22 protein-coding genes are annotated in these 19,927 nt (G+C 46.9%); 13 read left to right on the top strand and 9 right to left on the bottom strand.

Going from position 1 to position 19,927, the window contains the following annotated elements:
* From ACFI32_RS11865 to ACFI32_RS11845, 5 genes are all read left to right on the top strand, one after another.
* Nucleotides 1–197: hypothetical protein (locus tag ACFI32_RS11865; protein ID WP_462626802.1), on the top strand; the 197-nt coding region annotated here is incomplete at its 5' end.
* A complete protein-coding gene (locus ACFI32_RS11860; protein ID WP_462626801.1) occupies nt 184–717 on the top strand; it encodes a peptidase associated/transthyretin-like domain-containing protein in 534 nt (177 codons plus the stop codon). The genes ACFI32_RS11865 and ACFI32_RS11860, both read left to right, overlap by 14 nt.
* A gap of 49 nt (nt 718–766) precedes the next feature.
* Nucleotides 767–910 carry a hypothetical protein gene (locus ACFI32_RS11855; protein ID WP_462626800.1) on the top strand — a complete coding sequence of 48 codons (144 nt, stop codon included), beginning with the start codon at nt 767–769 and terminating at the stop codon, nt 908–910.
* Nucleotides 911–1,006: 96 nt separating this feature from the next.
* Nucleotides 1,007–1,783, top strand: a complete 777-nt coding sequence (locus ACFI32_RS11850; RefSeq protein ID WP_462626799.1) for a nucleotidyltransferase domain-containing protein — start codon at nt 1,007–1,009, stop codon at nt 1,781–1,783.
* Nucleotides 1,784–1,858: 75 nt separating this feature from the next.
* Nucleotides 1,859–2,968 carry a DNA polymerase beta superfamily protein gene (locus ACFI32_RS11845; protein ID WP_462626798.1) on the top strand — a complete coding sequence of 370 codons (1,110 nt, stop codon included), beginning with the start codon at nt 1,859–1,861 and terminating at the stop codon, nt 2,966–2,968.
* Nucleotides 2,969–3,106: 138 nt separating this feature from the next.
* On the opposite strand, the gene ACFI32_RS11840 is transcribed toward ACFI32_RS11845, so the two are convergent.
* Nucleotides 3,107–4,018 (bottom strand): DMT family transporter, encoded by a 912-nt coding sequence (locus tag ACFI32_RS11840; RefSeq protein ID WP_462626797.1) that lies wholly within the window; start codon nt 4,016–4,018, stop codon nt 3,107–3,109.
* Between the two features lie 134 nt (nt 4,019–4,152).
* On the opposite strand from ACFI32_RS11840, the gene ACFI32_RS11835 reads away from it, so the two are divergent.
* Complete coding sequence (locus tag ACFI32_RS11835) at nt 4,153–4,350, top strand: hypothetical protein (RefSeq protein ID WP_462626796.1); 198 nt, start codon at nt 4,153–4,155, stop codon at nt 4,348–4,350.
* A gap of 183 nt (nt 4,351–4,533) precedes the next feature.
* Here the strand turns inward: ACFI32_RS11835 and ACFI32_RS11830 are convergent, their stop codons facing one another.
* Nucleotides 4,534–5,379: a DMT family transporter gene (locus ACFI32_RS11830; RefSeq protein WP_462626806.1), complete on the bottom strand. Its 846-nt coding sequence runs from the start codon at nt 5,377–5,379 to the stop codon at nt 4,534–4,536.
* Nucleotides 5,380–5,924: 545 nt separating this feature from the next.
* Nucleotides 5,925–8,765: an aconitate hydratase gene (locus ACFI32_RS11825; protein WP_462626795.1), complete on the bottom strand. Its 2,841-nt coding sequence runs from the start codon at nt 8,763–8,765 to the stop codon at nt 5,925–5,927.
* Nucleotides 8,766–9,338: 573 nt separating this feature from the next.
* Here ACFI32_RS11825 and ACFI32_RS11820 point away from each other — a divergent pair.
* Together ACFI32_RS11820 and ACFI32_RS11815 are read left to right on the top strand one after the other, a co-directional pair.
* Nucleotides 9,339–10,064, top strand: coding sequence for a metal-dependent hydrolase (locus ACFI32_RS11820; RefSeq protein WP_462626794.1), 726 nt, complete (start codon nt 9,339–9,341; stop codon nt 10,062–10,064).
* A 35-nt stretch (nt 10,065–10,099) separates the two neighbouring features.
* Nucleotides 10,100–10,609 carry a YchJ family protein gene (locus tag ACFI32_RS11815; RefSeq protein ID WP_462626793.1) on the top strand — a complete coding sequence of 170 codons (510 nt, stop codon included), beginning with the start codon at nt 10,100–10,102 and terminating at the stop codon, nt 10,607–10,609.
* Here the strand turns inward: ACFI32_RS11815 and ACFI32_RS11810 are convergent.
* The 6 genes from ACFI32_RS11810 to ACFI32_RS11785 all read right to left on the bottom strand — a co-directional run bounded on the left by ACFI32_RS11810 (nt 10,606) and on the right by ACFI32_RS11785 (nt 15,502).
* Nucleotides 10,606–11,067 (bottom strand): type II toxin-antitoxin system VapC family toxin, encoded by a 462-nt coding sequence (locus ACFI32_RS11810; protein ID WP_462626792.1) that lies wholly within the window; start codon nt 11,065–11,067, stop codon nt 10,606–10,608. The two genes, ACFI32_RS11815 and ACFI32_RS11810, sit on opposite strands and share 4 nt — an antisense overlap.
* Nucleotides 11,068–11,069: 2 nt before the next feature.
* On the bottom strand, nt 11,070–12,293 hold the full coding sequence (locus ACFI32_RS11805) for an AAA family ATPase (RefSeq protein WP_462626791.1): 1,224 nt from the start codon (nt 12,291–12,293) through the stop codon (nt 11,070–11,072).
* Nucleotides 12,294–12,370: 77 nt separating this feature from the next.
* A complete protein-coding gene (locus tag ACFI32_RS11800; protein WP_462626790.1) occupies nt 12,371–13,267 on the bottom strand; it encodes a class II glutamine amidotransferase in 897 nt (298 codons plus the stop codon).
* A complete protein-coding gene (locus tag ACFI32_RS11795) occupies nt 13,268–13,567 on the bottom strand; it encodes a hypothetical protein (RefSeq protein ID WP_462626789.1) in 300 nt (99 codons plus the stop codon). It abuts the gene before it with no gap.
* A 171-nt stretch (nt 13,568–13,738) separates the two neighbouring features.
* Nucleotides 13,739–14,908 carry a homoserine kinase gene (locus ACFI32_RS11790; RefSeq protein ID WP_462626788.1) on the bottom strand — a complete coding sequence of 390 codons (1,170 nt, stop codon included), beginning with the start codon at nt 14,906–14,908 and terminating at the stop codon, nt 13,739–13,741.
* 129 nt (nt 14,909–15,037) lie between these two features.
* Entirely contained in the window at nt 15,038–15,502 is a 465-nt protein-coding gene (locus ACFI32_RS11785) for an HAD domain-containing protein (RefSeq protein WP_462626787.1), read from the bottom strand.
* Between the two features lie 128 nt (nt 15,503–15,630).
* Here ACFI32_RS11785 and hisF point away from each other — a divergent pair, with 128 nt between their 5' ends.
* The 5 genes from hisF (at nt 15,631) to ACFI32_RS11760 (ending at nt 19,816) form a co-directional block, all read left to right on the top strand.
* The gene (gene hisF / locus ACFI32_RS11780) at nt 15,631–16,413 is read left to right on the top strand and encodes an imidazole glycerol phosphate synthase subunit HisF (protein ID WP_462626786.1); all 783 of its coding nucleotides are present in this window, start codon (nt 15,631–15,633) and stop codon (nt 16,411–16,413) included.
* 187 nt (nt 16,414–16,600) lie between these two features.
* A complete protein-coding gene (gene ribH / locus ACFI32_RS11775; protein WP_462626785.1) occupies nt 16,601–17,119 on the top strand; it encodes a 6,7-dimethyl-8-ribityllumazine synthase in 519 nt (172 codons plus the stop codon).
* Nucleotides 17,120–17,291: 172 nt separating this feature from the next.
* Complete coding sequence (gene nusB / locus ACFI32_RS11770; protein ID WP_462626784.1) at nt 17,292–18,161, top strand: transcription antitermination factor NusB; 870 nt, start codon at nt 17,292–17,294, stop codon at nt 18,159–18,161.
* A gap of 2 nt (nt 18,162–18,163) precedes the next feature.
* Nucleotides 18,164–19,192, top strand: a complete 1,029-nt coding sequence (gene thiL / locus ACFI32_RS11765; protein WP_462626783.1) for a thiamine-phosphate kinase — start codon at nt 18,164–18,166, stop codon at nt 19,190–19,192.
* Nucleotides 19,193–19,195: 3 nt separating this feature from the next.
* On the top strand, nt 19,196–19,816 hold the full coding sequence (locus tag ACFI32_RS11760; RefSeq protein WP_462626782.1) for a phosphatidylglycerophosphatase A family protein: 621 nt from the start codon (nt 19,196–19,198) through the stop codon (nt 19,814–19,816).
* Nucleotides 19,817–19,927 lie beyond the last annotated feature (111 nt).

Here is a 19,927-nt window from a genome sequence, read left to right as displayed (position 1 = left end):
AGATCAAACATACACCAGAAGCGCCTTATCATATTCATGTAGGTACCGTATATTTAGAACCTCTAGCAGCGGGTACGGACGTCACTAATACTCAGACCGAAGAAATTGAAGAAATAAACTTTTGCAACCCTAACGAATCACAAAAAGAAGGGGATTGTATGCCGCTACCTAATGGAGTGACTGATGAAGCGATTTAAAGAGATGGTTATTCTCAGCGTGCTTACCTTACCATTAATTGCTTGCTTAACACCTCCCACTGAGTATCATGTCACCCCTGCACTATCAGGTCAGTTTGTAGATAGCCAGACTGAGCAGCCCATCGCCAATGTCACTGTGTATCTTACGGATGAGTATCAGACCAACTCTGATAATAAAGGCAACTTTACGCTACCTGCTATGGTTTCCTTTGGTGTTCGAAAAAGGAACAAAGACTATTTTGAGGAAATCTATCAATATGCTGATATCATGGTTGAGGTCGATGGCTATCAGCGCCGACTGTTTAATGTCGATGGGTTGGCACTACCGACTCCAGCCTTTGATATGACGACTCCGGCAGCTATCGAGATGGGTACAATATATCTTACCCCGCTACAAGAAGGTGAGCATGTCTACGGTAAGGTTTATGAGTACATTGCAACAATGTCTTATTGTAAGCCGAATGAGTCGCAAAAACAGGTGGACTGCCTTCCTGTAGTCAACGATCAAGTGTCTCAGTAAATACGTTCGAATAAACGACTATAAAATACTTTTTCTCAAAGGCTTTTGAATGCATCAAAAAGCCACCGATCAAGGATATCAGAAAGCCAGTAATAGTATTGATAGGGTAGTCATGAGCGGTAAAATTGACGCTGAAGGTATCACCATCTACAGCACTCAAACTACTGGCCTGACACTGGGCGATATTGAATAGCTGTTGTACTGCACCTCCCACTGCACATCATAGTCATACCTGTCCCATCTACAGTATTGTATACTTATCAACCAACCATAGTAGGTAACGTGCGCCATGAACCACCATGACACTGATCAGATCACTCATACCATACAAGCCGTTTGCCAAACCCAGCACATCACTTGCCTGCACGCGATTGAAAGCGGCAGCCGTGCGTGGGGGTTTGCCTCGCCTGATAGTGATTATGATGTGCGCCTGTTGTATTGCCAAGCGCCAGATCAGTATGTAAGCCTGTTTGACGGCAAAGACACGTTTGAATTTATTCAAAATGATTTGCTAAACGTACCTTTTGATATTGGTGGTTGGGATATCAAAAAAGCCCTTCAGCTGCTGTACAAATCCAATGCCGTTATCTTTGAGTGGCTACGCTCCCCTATTGTGTACGAGCAGCAGACTGACATGATGACCGAGCTACAAGCGCTGAGCACAGACTATTTTCAGTCCATCACCGTCTTTCACCATTATCGCGGTATGGCTAACAATGCCAGCCGTGATCTGAACCTGAGTCAGCCTATACGCCTCAAAAAAGTATTTTACTTACTGCGCGCGCTACTGGCGGCAAAATGGATACTCAAAACTGCCACCCCGCCGCCCGTCGTCATGACCGATATGCTTGAGCTGGTTGATCAAGAGGTACAAGCTGAGATATTAACCTTGATTGATGTCAAACGCATGCAAAACGAAAGCTATATTCATGAGCTATCACCATTGATGATCCGTACGATTGCCACGCTATGGGATAGTATTGATAATCCTAGCTTTGCGCCAAGCACACCCTCGAACATCACGCCTTTAAATAACTTCTATCGTCAAGTCGTGCGCGCGCTATAACGGCAAATGAATGAGCCAAGACCGAACGAACATCAATAGTCATGGCGACTATCAACCTATTCACCAGAGATAACGATGATGCTAGTAGCCCCTTTAACCATAGAACGACTCAAAGCGGAGGGGCTAATTTTATTAGAGTGCGTCTCAGGCAGCCGCGCTTATGGCCTCGCAACTGCCGACTCAGATACCGATATCAAAGGGGTGTTTTATCTGCCAAAGTCGCACTATTTTGGTCGTCATAGTGATTATGTGCCGCAGGTGAACAATGCCAGTAACGATATTGTCTACTACGAACTTGGCCGCTATGTGGAGCTATTGCTGCAAAACAATCCCAATATGATGGAGCTACTCGCCACCCCTGCCCAGCACATCCTATACCAACATCCGCTGATGGCGCAGTTTTCTGCCGAGTGGTTTGTCAGTCAATTGTGCCAAAAGACCTTTGCAGGGTTTGCGAGCAGCCAAATCAAAAAAGCACGCGGGCTGAATAAAAAAATCGTCAACCCCATGAGCCGTGACAAAAAATCGATTTTAGAGTTTTGCAGCGTCTTTATAGAGGGGCGCAGCGTGGCGCTCAATGAGTGGTTGCAGCAGACCGCCATCGATCAGCGATGTATCGGACTGGCTGCAATGGCAAAATCAACACAAATGTATGCGCTGTATGTCGATGATACCACCGAGATGACGGGCACAGGCACACTTGGTTTTTCAGGTTTGTACCAACACTCTGAGGCAACCCAACTGCGACTTAGCGCCATTCCCAAAGGCATGGCACCCGTCACTTATCTGTCTTTTAATGAGCAAGGCTATAGCAAATACTGCCGCGATTACAAAGAATACTGGCAATGGGTGGCCAATCGCAATGAGGCGCGCTACCAATCGACCATTGCGCACGCCAAAGAATACGATGCCAAAAATATGATGCACACCATTCGCCTGCTACAGATGGCTTATGATATTGCGGTAACAGGACGGATCATCGTTGAGCGCCCCAACCGTGATGAATTATTAAACATCAAGGCAGGTGCTAGCGAATACCATGCGCTATTAGCACAAGCAGACCAGCTTGGTATCGCGATTGAAAAAGCCTTTGCACATAGTGATTTGCCCGAGATGCCCAATGAGCAAGCGGCGCTCTCCGCCTTGGTCAATATCCGCGAGCAGCTCTACGCCAGCAGGTCTTGAGTGTCTTTTGATATGATGCAAACGCCCTACTGCTTTTAGTCAATGCAGACACCACCAAAACCCCAATCATAAGAATGGGGGCTATATCCGTAAAGGTAACTCAGGAGCGCATGCTGGGCAACAAGCGATGCATAGGCGTTAAGTCTGCATCTGGCCATTTCGCTTACCAAATGACAGATTCAACGACAAATAGGTGCCAATCAAGATCACTACCGAACCGGCAATCGCCACCACACTGAGCGCTTCACCAAGCAGCAAATAGCCAAAAATAATCGCAAAAATAGGGATAACTAAGGTAATACTGGTCGCCCGCATTGCACCAATATTTTTTATCAGTTGATTCATAAAAATCAGTGCAATCGCTGTCGAAAACATGCCAATACACACCACCGACACCCATGCTTTTAAACTGATCGTTTTATGATATGGAAACTCATACAGCCCGATCGGTAGCATAATTGCGCTGGCGATCACCAAAGACCCTGCCGTAATAGCCACAGGAGATAACGCCTCCAGATAGTTTCTGGTCATATTCGCACCTACCGCAAAGCCCACACTACCCAGCAGTGCATACCCTAGCGGTAGTAAGCTTGTCGTCAGATCCGCAGTGGTATGCGATGCTTCAAATAGGCGACCACTCATCAAGATCACCACCCCAACCACACCAATAAACAAGCCAATGACCTGCTTTTTGGTCAATTTTTCATTAAAAAATGTGCTGGCAATAAAACCACTCATAATAGGCACAGCGGCATTAAGCACGGCCAATACTCCAGCGTTGACCGACTGAGCAGAAAAAGAAAACAGCACGAAAGGAATAGCCACCGAGATCAACCCTACGAGAGCCAACAGCTTGTAGTTGGCACGGATACCAGCTCGACTGGCTGGATTCAATACCAAAAAAACCACCATGGTCAAACCAGCAAACAACACCCGCAGGCTGGCAAAGGCCATTGAGCCAAACTCAGGTACCCCAATACGATAAAAGATGAAAGACAGCGACCACATAAAGGAGAGGGCAATAAAGGTAATAAGGTCGCGTTTGCTCATGATGTGCTCAATCTGACGATAATAATAATCGCGACGCATCCCAGTCGCAATTGTACGGACGCTTGTGCAACTTATGTTGACTAAGCTACTGTGATAGTATCGTTTCTAGCTCATCTGTGGTGAATTTTCTATGCATGCCACCGTCTACTTTTTACTACAGACCATTTGCAATGGGCGGCAAACCTGCCAGTCTTCCAGTCTTCCAGTCTTATACGGCGATTGCGCTTTTCTACAAGCAAGGGGAGCTGACCCATGTGTTTAACCCAACAGTTGCGCTACTCTTCTTAGCCTTTTTTCCTCCATTTATCGATGTCAAGTTACGCTTATGGTAGCATATAGTATATTGTCATTTTTGATGTTTAGACTGCGCTTTGTAACCACGGTCTTTGCATGGTACTGGTGTTTATTGGTTTGGGGATTAAGCTGTTAACTGAGAAAGGGGTGTAATAGAAAAAAGCGGCTTTATACCTGCATGTCTGAACATCATCACCGTCTCGCCAATCAACAAGATACTGCTAATGACGCTTTTTAAAGGACAAATTCAACGATAAATAGGTGCCGATTAAGATAACCACAGAGCCCAAAATCGCCATGGCGTTCAGCGCCTCACCAAGCAGCAGATAACCCAAAATAATCGCAAAGATAGGCGTGACCAAGGTGATACTCGTCGCCCGCATCGTACCGATATTTTTGATCAATTGGTTCATAAAAATAAGCGCAATCGCGGTGGAGAATACGCCCACGCCCACGACGGACACCCACGCGGTGAGGCTGATATCTTTACCATAGGGAAACAGGTACGCCCCAAAGGGAAACATCAGCGCGCTGGCGATTACCAATGAGCCAGCCGTAATGGCAAGCGGCGACATCGACTGTAGATAGCCTTTGGTCAGATTTGCCCCGATGGCGTACCCTGCCCCGCCCATTAAAGCATAGCCCAACGGCAAGATACTGGACATAAAGTCCGTATTATTGCTCGCCCCCGCAAACAAGCGGTCACTCATCAAAATCGCCACCCCGACAACTCCAATAAACAAACCGAGGATTTGCTTTTTACTCAGCTTCTCATTAAAAAACATACTGGCAATAAAGCCGCTCATCACAGGGACTGAAGCATTGAGCACCGCCAGTACGCCCGCATTGATTGATTGTGCGGCAAAAGCAAACAGTACAAACGGGGTCGCGGTGGTCAGTACACCAATAATGGTTAACAGCTTATAGTGCTCGCGGATACCTTGGCGACTGGAGGGGTCGAGCAGTAAAAAAACCACCATCGTCAAGCCTGCAAACAGCATGCGTAAGCAGGCAAACACCATCGCACCAAACTCAGGTACGCCCACTCGATAGAGGGTAAAAGACAGCGACTACAATAATGCCAGCGTAAAAAAGATAATAAGGTCGCGTTTGGTCATGGAGTACTCTGTTATACAGTTTGAATATAGGGGCTAAACCATCAAGGATGCAGTGATAATAACGGTTTAATGGCTTGAATGGTGGTTTTTGTATGCATTCAATCGTCTGTTTTTTATCAATAATTCATCTTGCCTTTGGTGGGCTACTGATGACTGGACTGCCTTAAAGCTGTCTGCTCATCTTGCTATCCGCTGCCACAACTGATCTGAACAATATGCAAACTATCAAATAAGATGATTTAAGATGTATGGATTTGTTAGCCTGAAGGGCCGTCATTACTAAGCAGGCCTACAGTAAAATGACATTGACACGCTGCCTTTTTATTTTGCATTTATCATGGTTTTTAGTGAAATGAGTATGCTCAGACAAAAACGTGCTCGGACAAAAACGTAATAGGTTCAAAATTTGCCTAATATAAGTCTTTAACCCATAAAAAGCCCAGTCGTCACAACTGGGCTTTATAATATTTAAAAAATAAATGCTAAGCTATCTTTTAGCCTGCATCTTTACTCTTAGCCGCCAGCTGACGTAATACATAATGGAGTACGCCGCCATGACGCACGTATTCACGCTCTTTTGGTGTTTGCAGACCGACATTGACCTCAAAGGTTTCTGTCGAGCCGTCAGCACGCGTGGCGGTAACGGTGGCAGTTTTGCTCTCGCCATTGTCGAGACCTGTGATGCTCAGTACTTCAGAACCATCAAGGTTATACGTTGACGCGTCTTCATCGCCTTTAAAGGTCAATGGCAATACACCCATGCCCACAAGGTTAGAGCGGTGAATACGCTCAAACGAGTTGGTCAAGACCGCTTTGACACCCAGTAAAATCGTACCTTTAGCAGCCCAATCACGGCTTGAGCCTGAGCCATATTGCGCGCCGCCAAGTACCACGAGCGGACGCTTGTCTTCTTTATACTTCATTGCTGCATCATAGATGGCCATCTCAATGCCATCTTCTAGCGTCGCGCTGTCGTCTTTAAAGTAGTAGGTATAACCGCCCTCTTTACCGCCCATCATGGCATTTTTGATACGGATATTGGCAAAGGTACCACGGGTCATGACCGCATCGTTACCACGACGTGAGCCATAACTGTTAAAGTCGGCTTCCATCACACCGCGCTCTTGCAAGTACTTGCCAGCTGGTGAGTCAGGTTCGATACTGCCCGCAGGAGAGATATGGTCAGTGGTGATCGAATCACCAAACAAACCCAAAATACGCGCGCCTTCGATATCAGGGATACCTTCTGGCTCCATGGTCATGCCATCAAAGAACGGTGGGTTTTTGATATAGGTTGACTCTTCATCCCATGGATACAACTGGCTGTCGGCTGAGCTGATCGCGTTCCAAGCGGCACTACCATCAAATACTTCGCCGTAGTTTTTGCGGAACATCTCTGCATCGATATTGTTGGCAATCAATTCATTGATCTCTTCTGACGTTGGCCAGATGTCTTTTAAGAACACATCATTGCCGTCTTGGTCTTGACCGATTGCATGAGTGGTCATGTCAATATCGACCGTGCCTGCCAGCGCATAAGCAACCACGAGTGGTGGTGACGCAAGGTAACTGGCTTTCACGTGTGAGTGAATACGGCCTTCAAAGTTACGGTTACCCGAGAGCACTGCTGCCGCGACCAGATCGTTTTCTTCAATGCCTTGCTCAATAGCGTCAGGCAATGGCCCTGAGTTACCGATACAAGTGGTACAACCATAACCAACAAGGTAGAAACCTGTTTTTTCTAACTCGTCCATCAAGTTGGTTTTTTCTAGATAGTCGGTGACCACTTTAGAGCCAGGAGCAAGTGAGGTTTTGACCCATGGCTTGGCTTTTAGGCCTTTAGCTGCGGCTTTCTTAGCTACCAAACCTGCGCCAATCATTACTGCTGGGTTTGAGGTATTGGTACAAGAGGTAATAGCGGCAATCACTACCGAGCCGTCGCGCAATTGATGCTCTTTGTCATCGATACTGACGTTTGAGAACACGTTATTGGCTGGCTGATAACCTTTATTATCGTCAGTTTGGGTATCGACTTCGATTTTTGGTTCAGCGGCAAGCTCTTCTGCCTGCTCTTGCTCACCACCTTCTTGATCAAAGCGTACTTTACCTTCGACTTCTGATTTACGGTCTTTATTCATCTTCTCTAGCGTTTCGCCAAACTTTTCGTGCATGTCAGACAGGTTGATGCGCTGCTGCGGTAGGTTTGGTCCTGCTAATGCTGGCTGCACTGAAGACAGATCAAGCTCTAGCTTGCTCGAATAGGTCGCCGCTGGAGTATCAGCATCATGCCATAGGCCTTGCGCTTTGGCGTATTCTTCGACCAGCTCGATTTGCGCTTCGTCGCGACCAGATAGGCGCAGATAGTCGATCGCCATTTGGTCAATCGGGAAAATACCACAAGTGGCGCCGTATTCTGGTGCCATATTGGCAATGGTGGCACGGTCAGCCAGTGGCATGCTATGCAGACCTTCGCCATAAAATTCGACAAACTTACCAACCACACCATGGGCACGCAGCATCTCAACCACACGTAAGACCAAATCGGTCGCGGTAACGCCTTCGGTAAGCTCACCTGTTAGCTCAAAACCGACCACTTGTGGAATCAGCATCGATGAGGGCTGACCCAGCATCGCAGCTTCGGCTTCGATACCGCCCACACCCCAACCAAGCACACCAATACCATTAATCATCGTGGTGTGGCTGTCCGTACCAAATACGGTATCTGGATAGGCGGTCAGCTCACCGTCAACATCGGCTGCCATCACCACACGCGCAAGATACTCAAGGTTGACCTGATGCACGATACCTGTGGCTGGTGGTACGACCACAAAGTTTTCAAAGGCTTGCTTGCCCCAATGCAAAAACTCATAACGCTCATTGTTGCGTTTGAATTCGATTTTTTCGTTCAGATCAATCGCATCGTCACGGCCATAGGCATCCACTTGTACTGAGTGATCGACGACCAACTCACTTGGGATAAAGGGGTTAATCTGCTCCGCCTGACCACCAAGCTCAACCACCGCATCACGCATTGCAGCTAGATCAACGACTGACGGCACACCTGTGAAATCCTGTAACACTACGCGCGCGGGCATAAAGGCAATTTCTTTTGACGCCTCAGCGCCTGCGTCCCAGTTGGCAACCGCTTCGATATGATTTTTACCAACCGACTGACCACCGTCTTCGTTACGCAATAAGTTCTCTAATACCACCTTCATGCAGTACGGTAAGGTTTTGATGTGCTCGTACTCTTCGGTGAGTTTGGGTAGGCTATAATAATTATAGGTTTTGTCATCGACTGACAGCGTGTCTTTAATATCAAAAATGTCGCTCATAATCGCTTCCTTGTCTGTGATGTCGCGCCATTATAAAAGTATCGCTTGTAATTATTGTGAGCATATAAGGCGGTAGACGTTATGGTAGAGGTGGTGGCTTATTATTGCTGCATGACTCATGAGAGGTATTAATGAGGTCTATAAGAGACAAAGAAAAACCGACCAAGTACGGCTGACGACTGAGCGCGGTGACCGATGGTCTTACAGACTGATTACCAGCCAGACTTGTGATTAACAACCGCTAATAACAAGCAAAGCAGTATCTAACATAAGTAGACTTTACCCTAACAAATCAACGTGCGCTTGTCGGTAGTGACTCGTTACTGAATCGTGGCAAAAACGTAAACAAGCTTTTGATATTACAGCCACAATAACGAAAACTGCTGGCATCAATTTTGTCAAATAGCGAGCACATGCAGCTCAACATCCTAGGATCTGGTATCTAAAGCCCATTTGATGGGCGATATGTTTTTGGCACGGCTAAGATATATAGGGATTGTGCAGCCAAGATAGGTACGGCGGTTGTTGGCGTGCTATTATAGGGCGCTTTTTTACCGCTAGGTTGTCCCTGTTATGGCAAATTTTAAAACCCACTTAAACGGCGCATTTGCGGTCAGCAGTACCATGGGGTTGATCGTCTATAAGGCTGGCTTGCTCGATGACGCAGGGTTTTTGATTTGTGTGGCGCTTGGCACTGCTGGCGGGTTGCTGCCTGATCTGGATTCGGATCATTCCACGCCGATCAAACTTGGCTTTGATATGGCAGCACTGGTTTTTGCCTTTGGCCTTGTGATGCACTGGCGCAGTGAGCTGAGCTTGGTATCTTTGATGCTACTGTGGCTGGCAGGTTACGCGTTTATCCGCTATACGGTGTTTCACTTTTTTACCCGTATGACGGTGCATCGCGGCGTGATTCACTCGGTTCCCTATATGGCGATTTTGGGTCTGGGGCTGACATCATTATGTTACTACGGATTGCAAGTCGAGCTTGATGTCAGCTGGTTTTATGGGCTGTTTTTATTCGGTGGCGCACTGGTGCATTTGGCACTTGATGAGATGTATAGTGTCAACTTAACCAATATGAAGCTCAAGCGCTCAGCGGGAACGGCGATGAAGTTTTATCAGCATAAAGACAAGTGGTGGTATCTGCTGCTCTATGTTGTACTTGGGCTACTGATCTATGCCGCGCCGCCATTTGCCCCTTTTTGGGAGCAGCTGCGCGATCCTGCGCCATGGACACAGCTCAAAGTCGGCTTTCTACCCAAACTCATTGAGATCTGGTGGTCTCAGGGCGGCTAGCTGCCATCAACATCATCAATTAGTGAGGTTTTGCTATGTCCCTTTGTCCTTGTCAGCGTCATCCAACTGCGCCTCTGGTAAACGCGCTTGACTATGCCGATTGCTGCCAGCCATATCACAAATCGCTTAACGCTCCTGATGCTGAGCGGCTGATGCGTAGCCGTTATAGCGCGTTTGTGTTGGTACTGCCTGAGTATATCATTCAAACTACCGTACCCACGCAGCAAGCGTTGCTTGATATTAAGGCGATTGAGAGTTGGGCAAAAGAGACGGATTGGGCGGGACTTGAGATTGTGCAGCATACGCCAAAGCTGGGCAAACGCCATACACAGGTTGAGTTTAAAGCGTATTTTCAGACGGCTCAAGGATTGCAGGCGCATCATGAGTTATCTGCCTTTGTGACAGCAAAAGACAAAAATAGTAATAATGCACGGTGGTACTTTTTAGATCCAACGGTTGCGATGACAGTGACGCAAAAGCAACCGTGTATTTGCGGGTCTGGTGAAAAGTTTAAGCGGTGTTGTGGGATGTATATAGAAAATTAGAGCGCTTGATAACGCTCGTATAAATCTTCCATTTGGTCTATATGCTTATCATTAGATAGTAGTTCAATACCGTTGATTTTGGCGGTAGCAAAGTGAAAGACATCAAATTTTCGCTTTTCTAGGTTCTTTGGTATACCTTTACTATCTGCTTCATGTTTGTCCAAACGATATAGATTGGTCGCCAAATCTGTCACATCTTTACTGATATCTAGCCAAGTAAACTCTTCAACAGCCGCTCTAAATTTATTAAAATCTTCACTCTCATTCTGACCAAATTTTCTTAAAAACTCATATCTTAATAACGGTGTAATGACTAATTCGACATTATCATCATTGATGAGTGCCAACAGATCCGTCAACCGTTCAATAAGATTGGTATCATTTTCGTCAATATTTTTACCCTCTAACAGGTAAGTTAAAAAATTTGAGTCCAGTAACTTCGCAATTTCTGTATCCATGATTATTGCGTTCCCTCTTTAAGCTCACTAATCCGCTTTTCTAGCAATTCGGATAGCATTTTCTTTGCGTTTTTTTGCTGGGGCGCATTATCACGCGCCAGCTTAAGCTTATTAATATCAATATCAAAGGCATCTTTTAACAAATCTACAAATGCTGCATTATTAGGATGTCCTATTAGCGCCGTTTTGACGACCCCATCTTCTTTATCACGATACAACTCATAGGCTTCGCCATGTTGTAGTTGGCTCAAAACAATAGCGGAATGAGTGGTGATATAAAACGTCGTATTGGGAAACAAACGCTTCAAAGTGGGAATAATAGTCGCTTGCCACTTAGTATGTAGATGGCTTTCGATTTCATCAATGAATACCACGCCTTTGACACGGGCGATATTGGTTTCGTTAGTAAAGTAGCTATAACCTGCGATGATAGATTGCATAATTTTTAGGATGGAAGCAAAACCACTAGAAAGCTCGGATAGTTCGGTTTTTTTATCAGAAACTTTTATAAAGACACGATTATTTCCTGAAATCTCAAGAAACTTATTATCAATTCGCGAGTCTACTTTGTTCAGTAGATCAAGCAACGTCGTAATCTCAACTTCTCGATTGTCCTCAATAGCTTGATAAGGATTAGCAGAACGCGCACGTTGACTCACCCACTTTTCTATATCGACGTTCATATTCAGATTATTTAGGTTTCTATGCTCAATATGTTGATTAATCATATCGAAATATTCATTGATACGTTGGCGTTTGCTACCGATTCCATCATCTGAATGAGCTTTGAGCGTTTCTTTTTCTGTTCTTTGCTTATTATTTATACTTCCTCTATCTTGAGCACCTAAAAACACAACCGGTAAGTTGTGATCATTCATACCTTCAAATAATTGAGCAAGCGAATTTTCCCGATCATTAGCCATTTTTCTAGACAGATTAACAAGCGCATCGTCACTATCCTTAGTGACTGCTTGCCGTTTTTTGATAGGCGTATTATTAGTGCGAAATTTTTGGTAACCTCGTTCAGCTCCAGTAGATATGAACCAACTTCTAGCAGCGTACTGCTCGTTATATACCAATCCTGTCTTAAATAGCGCCTCTACACATTTAGTCTTACCAATACCATTTTCACCAATCAGACAATACACGCTTTGATCAGGCTGAAAACTCAGGTGCACATCACCCACGCCTACGAGCTGCTTTATTTGAATGTCATTACCCAACATGGCTACACCTAATTTTTATTAAACTATCAATTCTATAATGGAACTTTAGGTTTAAATATACAAGTAAAAAACTTTACCTACACACTCGCCCCAACTTCCCGTGCAATGGCAATCCCTTCTTCAATGGTCAAAAACTTGCGCTGGCTTGGACTGTCTTTATAAATCACGTCGCCATCTTGGAAGATTAAGCATTCATTAACGGCAAGCTGCTGCCATTTCTCATTTTCAGTCAGCGGTACGGTGACTAAGATCGTGACTTTATCCGTATCTGTGGTCACATCGCCAAAGTTAATCGCCATGTCATCATCTGCCAGCTTGGCTTCACCAAAGGGCGCTTGGCGGGTGAGATAAAACAGCAAACTGCCTGCATAGGCCAGCTGCCAGCTGCCGTTTGAGATCAAACAATTGAACAAACCATTGGCTGATAAATAACGACACTGCGTGGTCAAAAAATTAAACAGCGTTTGATCATCAGGGCGGCTTTTAAAGCTACTTTTTAAGCGATTAATCAAGTAGCAAAAGGCCATTTCAGAATCGGTCGAGCCGACGGGCTGACAGTGTTCGGCATTACCATTGTCTTGCAAACGCTGACAGCGCTGGACAAAGGATTTATTCATCTGGCCATTGTGTGCAAATACCCACTGCTCCCCCCAGACCTCGCGGACAAAAGGATGAGTATTGGCCAAGCAGTTTTGGCCTTGGGTGGCTTTACGAATGTGGGCGATGACATTCATAGCTTTGATCGGGTAATTGTTGACGAGATCAGCGACAGGCGACAAGTGACTTGGGCGATTGTCATGAAACAATCTGAGTCCCGTTGAGGCATTCTGTGCGCCGCAGTCGCTACGCTCAAAAAAGGCAATACCAAAGCCGTCTTCATGACTGTCAGTCATGCCGCCACGCTTACGAAAGCCTGCAAAGCTAAAACCAATATCCGTTGGGGTATTGGCATTCATTCCAAGAAGTTGACACATTTATCTGTTACCGCCGTTATCACTGTTTGTCGCTTGATGAGTTGCTGGATCGGCGCTGCCGTCCGCAACGTCACGATCTGTATCGTTACCTGTGTCAATATTGGCCAAGATGCCTTGGGCTATTGTCAGATCAGCCTCTTGTACCCACAGTACCGCGCCTGAGTTCATACCCGGAATGGCGCTCAGCACTTGCACAGACACTGCGATACCGTTATTTTTTAATAAGTTGGCGTGTAGCTCACCTTGGATATTGGTGTCATAGCGCGCCAGTTTTTGCCAGTTGTCAACTTGATTAGTCATCGGGGTCACCTTTAGGGTTGGGCCAGCGTCAATGTGGCAGTGCTGATAACGCTGGTCATACTGGCGGCGTAATGAGATATCATCACGCTACGTGAGAAACTTTGACTACACCCATACTTAGGGTCAGATGCGAATAAAAAGCCATTGTACAGAAGTTAAGCGTATTGGGTGTTACGCATACTGATCGATTAGGTGCTCTTGAATCTGTAACGCTTGGCTTTCATCGGCTAAGTGATCACAGGCTTGCTCAGCTTGTGTTCTGCTGCTAAAAATGCCTTCGATTTGGCCAGCTTTCGCAGTATTGAGCACAACAAACACCGTATTTTGCGCGTTTTCTACCTGCGCCCAATGATAGGCAGCAAGGCGTTTCATCAGGTCCGGGTTTTTGACCATGATGTTATCGCCGGTACGACCTTCGGTACGGTTATAATGAATCACGTTAAGACGTAATAACCAAAAAATCACTGCCGCTTTGGCCAAAAACACAGGCAACGCGCGCTGCTCGTCCACGCTCAAAGTGCGCTTGGACTCATAACCTTGCAAAAAGGCCGCCATCTTGCGGCGATCAAAGTTGACCGATTCGCCCTGCTCTGCATCACCCCACGTGGTACAAAAGTCATTGATGGTAATGGCAATATCCATCACGTAATGTTCGACACTGACCTCAGTAAAGTCCAGCAGACCTGTCAAGCGCTCAGCGCCTTTTTGCAGATGCCATAAGGTATTATCGGCAAACATATCAAGGTGACATAAGCCTTGCGGTAAGGTTGCTAGCGGCTGGTTGCTATACGCCTGCCAGATATCACTCATCAACTTGGCTTCATCGCTTGGCATATACTGCATTTCGCGGTCGCGTACTTCATGCCATGGATATAGCGGCACGCCATAGTCAGCAGCAGGTTGCAGCGCTTGTAGGGTCTCATGCAGCACCGCCAGCGCCGCGCCCATATCGTGGCACATGGCTTGCGTGGTTTGCTGTGGATGGGTGCCAGATAAGCACGGTACTAGGGTGATGGCTTTATTTTCATAATGAATCACATAACGCTGGTCTTGGGCTTCGCGGTTGTCTCCACTCTCTTGCACAGCCAGCGGCGCGGCCACGGGCAACTTGCCCTCAAGCTGATTTAAAATCACCGCCATTTTTTCGATGTCACTGGGCGGGCGCTCTTCAAATAGGGTGAAAACGTAGGAGTAGCTGCCGTCGTGATCATCTGTCGTTTGAATAAACCAGTTTGAGTTTTTAATGCCTTGAGTGATGGGGATGGCGCGGGCAAACGACACGCCAAAACTTTGGCAAAAGGCGGCAAACTGATCATCGGTTAACTGGGTATAGACGGACATAAGCTTCTCTTTAATAGGTGTATTCAAACGAGCATGACATTTTCACCTTTCATTATACCGAAAATCTATTGAACGGCATCTAGCAAGTTAGACGGATTCAATTCTCAAGCTCAACCCTAGGGCGTGTCCCTAATCATCACCTAGCAAAATATTAAGCGCCTGCTCGCTACCTGCCTCTGTCAATCCTTGGTGAAACTGAGTCTCGACCCATCGCGCCTTTATGTCAACAGGCAATTCTCGTAACGACTTATCATCATCAATAATCACATAATTCTCAGTTGCATGCGCAGTTACCCATTCTAAAACCTCTAAACATCGAATTGATAAATCAGTAAAAGTACGTGCTTGATTAACCTTACTGACACTCTCTGTCAGTATTCCTCGAGTATGTAAAATTTGCTGCCACTCTTGTTCGTTATAATGGATACGATGCGTAGTCGTCAGCACGATATCCGCTGACGTTATAGATAAAATGCTCACCAAATTCTCAACGCAATTCTCATTAAAGGCCATAAAACCATCTGCTAAATGGTCGACCTTTTGCCAAGTGGGTGTTGTCATCATCACCCCATCAAAATCTAATAAAATTTTCATTGGTAAGACTCTAAAATAACGACATTGAGATAGATTATCACGATATAGACTTTTTAATTTTGTTAGAATGCAATGATAAAATATTACGTAGACTTTACGATATTAAATTAATCAATAAGTGAGGCGGCATGTTAGCAAAGCGTATCATCCCTTGTTTGGACGTAGACAATGGCCGCGTGGTCAAAGGCGTGCAGTTTGTCGATATCAAAGACGCAGGTGACCCTGTCGAAGTCGCCCGCCGCTATAATGAGCAAGGCGCTGACGAGATCACCTTTTTGGACATCACCGCGACCCATCATGAGCGCGATACCACGTATCATACGGTTGAGCGTATGGCTGAGAGTGTATTTGTGCCACTCACCGTGGGCGGCGGGGTGCGTAAAATCGCGGATATCCGTAACTTACTTAATGCAGGCGCGGACAAAGTGGCGATCAATTCAGCGGCGGTATTCACCCCTGAATTCGTTGGCGAAGCCGCGCAAAAATTTGGTAACCAGTGTATCGTGGTGGCGATTGATGCCAAACGCGTCGCTGATATCAACGTCGATGGGGTGACCGTGCCGCGTTGGGAGATTTTTACTCATGGCGGACGCAAACCAACGGGGATCGATGCCGTTGCTTGGGCGCGCAAAATGGCAGACTTGGGTGCGGGTGAACTGTTGGTCACCTCAATGGATGGTGATGGCACCAAAAAAGGTTATGACTTGGCCCTAATGCAACAGATTACCAGCCGCGTCAGTGTTCCCGTTATTGCCTCAGGCGGCGTTGGCAATTTGCAACATTTGGCCGATGGCGTATTAGAAGGCGGCGTTGATGCGGTGCTTGCTGCCAGTATTTTTCACTTCGGGGAATATACGGTGCTGGAGGCTAAGGAGTATATGGCAGCGCGAGGAATACAGATGCGCTTATAGCATGCTCGTAAAATACAAAATAAACCAAAAAAAATGCTATCATAGCGCTAACCATTTATTTTCGTTCAATTAACTGGAATAACGCCAAAATGATCGGCAATCCAGCCAATTGAACGCCTCTCTCTATTTAGCGCCCCATTGACGCCCGTATTTCAATTGAACGCTTCATCAAGCAAAGGATTTTTTTATGTCAAATTTACAACAGCAGCGCGACGCCATCACTCATATCGATGGCGACTTGCATAAAAATTCAGACGTGCGCGTGGGTATTGTGGTCGCCCGTTTTAATGGTTTTGTGGTTGAGTCATTGGTTGATGGCGCCATTGATGCGCTATTGCGTCACGGCGTATTGGGCAGCAATATCAGCGTGGTTCGTGTACCGGGTGCTTTTGAGTTGCCGCTCGTTGCTCAGCGCGCTGCTGAGTCAGATCGTTTTGATGCGGTTGTGGCATTGGGCGCTATTATTCGCGGCAGTACGCCACACTTCGACATCGTTGCCAGCGAATCAGCCAAGGGGTTGAGCGCGGTGGCGATGGATTATAATATTCCAGTTGCCAATGGCATCATCACCACCGATAGCATTGAGCAAGCTATTGAGCGCTCTGGTACTAAAGCGGGTAATAAAGGCGCTGAAGCCGCGATGGTGGTGCTGGAAATGCTGGCTGTCCTATCACAGCTGGACAACGACGATATCGAAACGTTATAAACAGACGCGATTGCCGCGTCACTGCTATTTTTTACCCCTTATTTCTAGCTGGGCTGTCAGTTGATGCTGGCAGCACATTCATCGTATGGATGGGCGTGCATGCCGCGCCGATCACACTGTCTTATCAGACCCTATCATATTTTTTATCTCAAAATTCAGGTATTGACCCCCTATGACTGACCAACTCAAGCGCGCCATTAATGCTGCGACACCTTTATCAACCAATGCTGCGACGACGGGTACAGCGAGCGGCAATACAGAAGAACAAACCTTCGACATGAGTGAGTCTTCTTACAAGACCAGCCATACCGCCATTCGTAAAGCGCGCCGCTTTGTGTTGCAAGGCTTGTATGAGTGGCTGATGACCGATCATCGCTTTGAACAAGACAGCCAGCGCGACTGGAAGGCAAATGCGCCACATGATATCGCTGCGCGCACACGTGCCACCAATGCCATGCATACGGTGCATTTGGGCTATTATCACGAGATGATGCGCGATATCCCAGAGCATATCGACGCACTAGATGCCCTCATCAGCCAGCATCTGGATCGCGACCTTGACAAACTGGACGTGGTCGAGCATGCCATCTTGTTGATCGGTGCTTATGAGCTCAAAAACCGCTTAGAGGTTCCTTATAAAGTGGTACTTGACGAGGCCATGAAGTTAAATAACCATTTTGGTGCGACTGATGCGCACAAGCTTATTAATGCCGTGCTTGATAAAATGGCCAGTGAGCTACGCGCCATTGAAGTCCAAGCGGACGTTAAAGCTGGTACACGCACGCCAGTAAAAGCGGCCATCAAATCTGAAAAAAATACCAAAGCAACACCCGCTGCAGAGACAACAGCGCAGACAGCCAGTAACAAACCACGCATCAGTGCCAACAATAAAAGCGTCAAGCGCGACCGCCCAAACAAAACCAATGCAAACATCAGCCCTGCCCAAGCGGTGGCTGAGCACAAAGCCAAGCAGCAAGCCGCCACCTCTGATAGCACAAAAACAGACACAGCCAGTCATACTGACGATCAAAGCAGTCACTAATCATGACTGAGTTTGAGCTGATTGAGCGCATTTTTGTACAGCAGCAAGCGGCACAGAGCGCGGCTGGTACTAAAAACAGCATCGAAAAAGGTATCGGTGATGATGCAGCGGTCATGGCGATACCAGCTGGGTCCCGCTTGGTCAGTTGTATTGATACGCTAGTTCAAAGTCGGCACTTTCATGCTGACTTTGCACAAGTAGACAAACTGGCATTTGAAATTGGTTATAAAGCGGTGGCGGTTAATATCTCAGATATTGCAGCAATGGGGGCCACTCCGCACAGTATCTTATTGGCCTTAGCCCTGCCTGAACAGTTGGCAAATCACGACTGGCTCACGACCTTTGCCAAAGGTCTGTTTCACGCCTGCCAGCTGTTTGGGGTCACCTTGATTGGCGGTGATACCACCCGTAGCGAACAGTTGGTGCTCAGCGTCAGCGCGCAAGGGTTGCTTGCCGCAGATACCCCAGCCGTCTATCGCTCAGGGGCGCGAGTCGGTGATAAGGTCTATGTCTCAGGTACGCTTGGTGATGCCGCCTATGCACTCCAGCACCCTGATAATGAGAGCGGTCAGCAGTTGGCGCATCGCTTGCATATGCCCACGCCGCGTATCGCCTTAGGTGCTGCTTTGGCAAAAACTGAGGCAACTGCGATGATTGATATCTCTGATGGCCTTTATCAAGACCTTGGACACATCTGTCAGCAAAGCGGTGTGAGTATGCGGCTCAACCTTGAGCAACTGCCCACTAGCGACGCGTTAAGCGCAGTAGAATTACCTGAGCGCCTACACTGTCAGTTAACGGGCGGTGACGATTATGAGCTGGCCTTTACCCTGCCCGCTCATATTGACCCGCCCGTTGGTAACACCCCAGTAACCTGTATCGGCGAGGTTATCGCTGTAGATGATCGAGGCGACTCAGAGTCTACGGCCCATCCCTACCTTTTTTATCACGGTCAAGCGCTTACCCAAGCTCAGCCCCACCCTTTTACTACCTTGCCCGCGCTTACGGGCTATCAACACTTTACAGGTTAAGTTATGGCGGATGAGTTGCACAAGCCCGATATTCGTAAAGCCAATGTCTGCCCGCCACTACCGAGCGGCGCCAGTCTGCTTGATGGCATCGTTTATTGGCTTGGACTGGGGCTTGGTAGCGGCTTACCACAGCGTGCGCCCGGTACGTGGGGGACGGTTGGTGGTCTGATTGTGGGCGTGCCGCTCATGGCCTTGGGCTTTATTCCTTTTTTAATCTTGACCATTTTATCCTGTGTGATTGGCATTTGGATTTGCGGACGGACGTCGGAGTTGATGCAGGTACATGACGACCCACATATTGTCTGGGACGAGTGGGCGGGGATGTGGATTACCTTACTGCCATTATCTTATATTTTTTCTTATACGTTCCCAGCCTCCGATAACCCTTTATCAGTGATGATGCAGCCGATATTTTGGGGCTGGTTGCCGACCGCCTTTATCCTATTTCGTGTGTTTGATATCTTAAAACCGCCACCGATTGGTTGGGCGGACAAAAGAGTCGCGGGCGGTCTTGGGGTGATGTTGGACGATATTATTGCAGGTATCATGGCGGCAGCGGTTTGGCTGGTTATTTTTATCGCGGTTATGATGTTTTTTGTGCAGCGCCTACCTTTTTTAAATTAAAATGGTTAATATCTTTATCATATTTAACAGATAAACTGTACGCCCCCTTATGATAAAACGTTTTGTATTTGGCGCTCGATGCGTGTCTGCTCTCCATCGCCGTCATTTCTT

It is taken from the genome of Psychrobacter sp. PSi21 (genome assembly GCF_054960615.1).
This window is presented reverse-complemented; position numbering and strand designations above follow the sequence as displayed.

Bases quoted from the DNA above. Each gene is read 5' to 3' on its own strand.
- ACFI32_RS11840 (WP_462626797.1), bottom strand. From the start codon at position 4,018: ATGAGCAAACGCGACCTTATTACCTTTATTGCCCTCTCCTTTATGTGG.
- ACFI32_RS11860 (WP_462626801.1), top strand. From the start codon at position 184: ATGAAGCGATTTAAAGAGATGGTTATTCTCAGCGTGCTTACCTTACCA.
- ribH (WP_462626785.1), top strand. From the start codon at position 16,601: ATGTCAAATTTACAACAGCAGCGCGACGCCATCACTCATATCGATGGC.
- ACFI32_RS11815 (WP_462626793.1), top strand. From the start codon at position 10,100: ATGTCCCTTTGTCCTTGTCAGCGTCATCCAACTGCGCCTCTGGTAAAC.
- ACFI32_RS11845 (WP_462626798.1), top strand. From the start codon at position 1,859: ATGATGCTAGTAGCCCCTTTAACCATAGAACGACTCAAAGCGGAGGGG.
- ACFI32_RS11760 (WP_462626782.1), top strand. From the start codon at position 19,196: ATGGCGGATGAGTTGCACAAGCCCGATATTCGTAAAGCCAATGTCTGC.
- ACFI32_RS11795 (WP_462626789.1), bottom strand. From the start codon at position 13,567: ATGACTAATCAAGTTGACAACTGGCAAAAACTGGCGCGCTATGACACC.
- ACFI32_RS11810 (WP_462626792.1), bottom strand. From the start codon at position 11,067: ATGGATACAGAAATTGCGAAGTTACTGGACTCAAATTTTTTAACTTAC.
- ACFI32_RS11790 (WP_462626788.1), bottom strand. From the start codon at position 14,908: ATGTCCGTCTATACCCAGTTAACCGATGATCAGTTTGCCGCCTTTTGC.
- nusB (WP_462626784.1), top strand. From the start codon at position 17,292: ATGACTGACCAACTCAAGCGCGCCATTAATGCTGCGACACCTTTATCA.
- ACFI32_RS11820 (WP_462626794.1), top strand. From the start codon at position 9,339: ATGGCAAATTTTAAAACCCACTTAAACGGCGCATTTGCGGTCAGCAGT.
- hisF (WP_462626786.1), top strand. From the start codon at position 15,631: ATGTTAGCAAAGCGTATCATCCCTTGTTTGGACGTAGACAATGGCCGC.
- ACFI32_RS11825 (WP_462626795.1), bottom strand. From the start codon at position 8,765: ATGAGCGACATTTTTGATATTAAAGACACGCTGTCAGTCGATGACAAA.
- ACFI32_RS11850 (WP_462626799.1), top strand. From the start codon at position 1,007: ATGAACCACCATGACACTGATCAGATCACTCATACCATACAAGCCGTT.
- thiL (WP_462626783.1), top strand. From the start codon at position 18,164: ATGACTGAGTTTGAGCTGATTGAGCGCATTTTTGTACAGCAGCAAGCG.
- ACFI32_RS11800 (WP_462626790.1), bottom strand. From the start codon at position 13,267: ATGTGTCAACTTCTTGGAATGAATGCCAATACCCCAACGGATATTGGT.
- ACFI32_RS11835 (WP_462626796.1), top strand. From the start codon at position 4,153: ATGCCACCGTCTACTTTTTACTACAGACCATTTGCAATGGGCGGCAAA.
- ACFI32_RS11785 (WP_462626787.1), bottom strand. From the start codon at position 15,502: ATGAAAATTTTATTAGATTTTGATGGGGTGATGATGACAACACCCACT.
- ACFI32_RS11855 (WP_462626800.1), top strand. From the start codon at position 767: ATGCATCAAAAAGCCACCGATCAAGGATATCAGAAAGCCAGTAATAGT.
- ACFI32_RS11805 (WP_462626791.1), bottom strand. From the start codon at position 12,293: ATGTTGGGTAATGACATTCAAATAAAGCAGCTCGTAGGCGTGGGTGAT.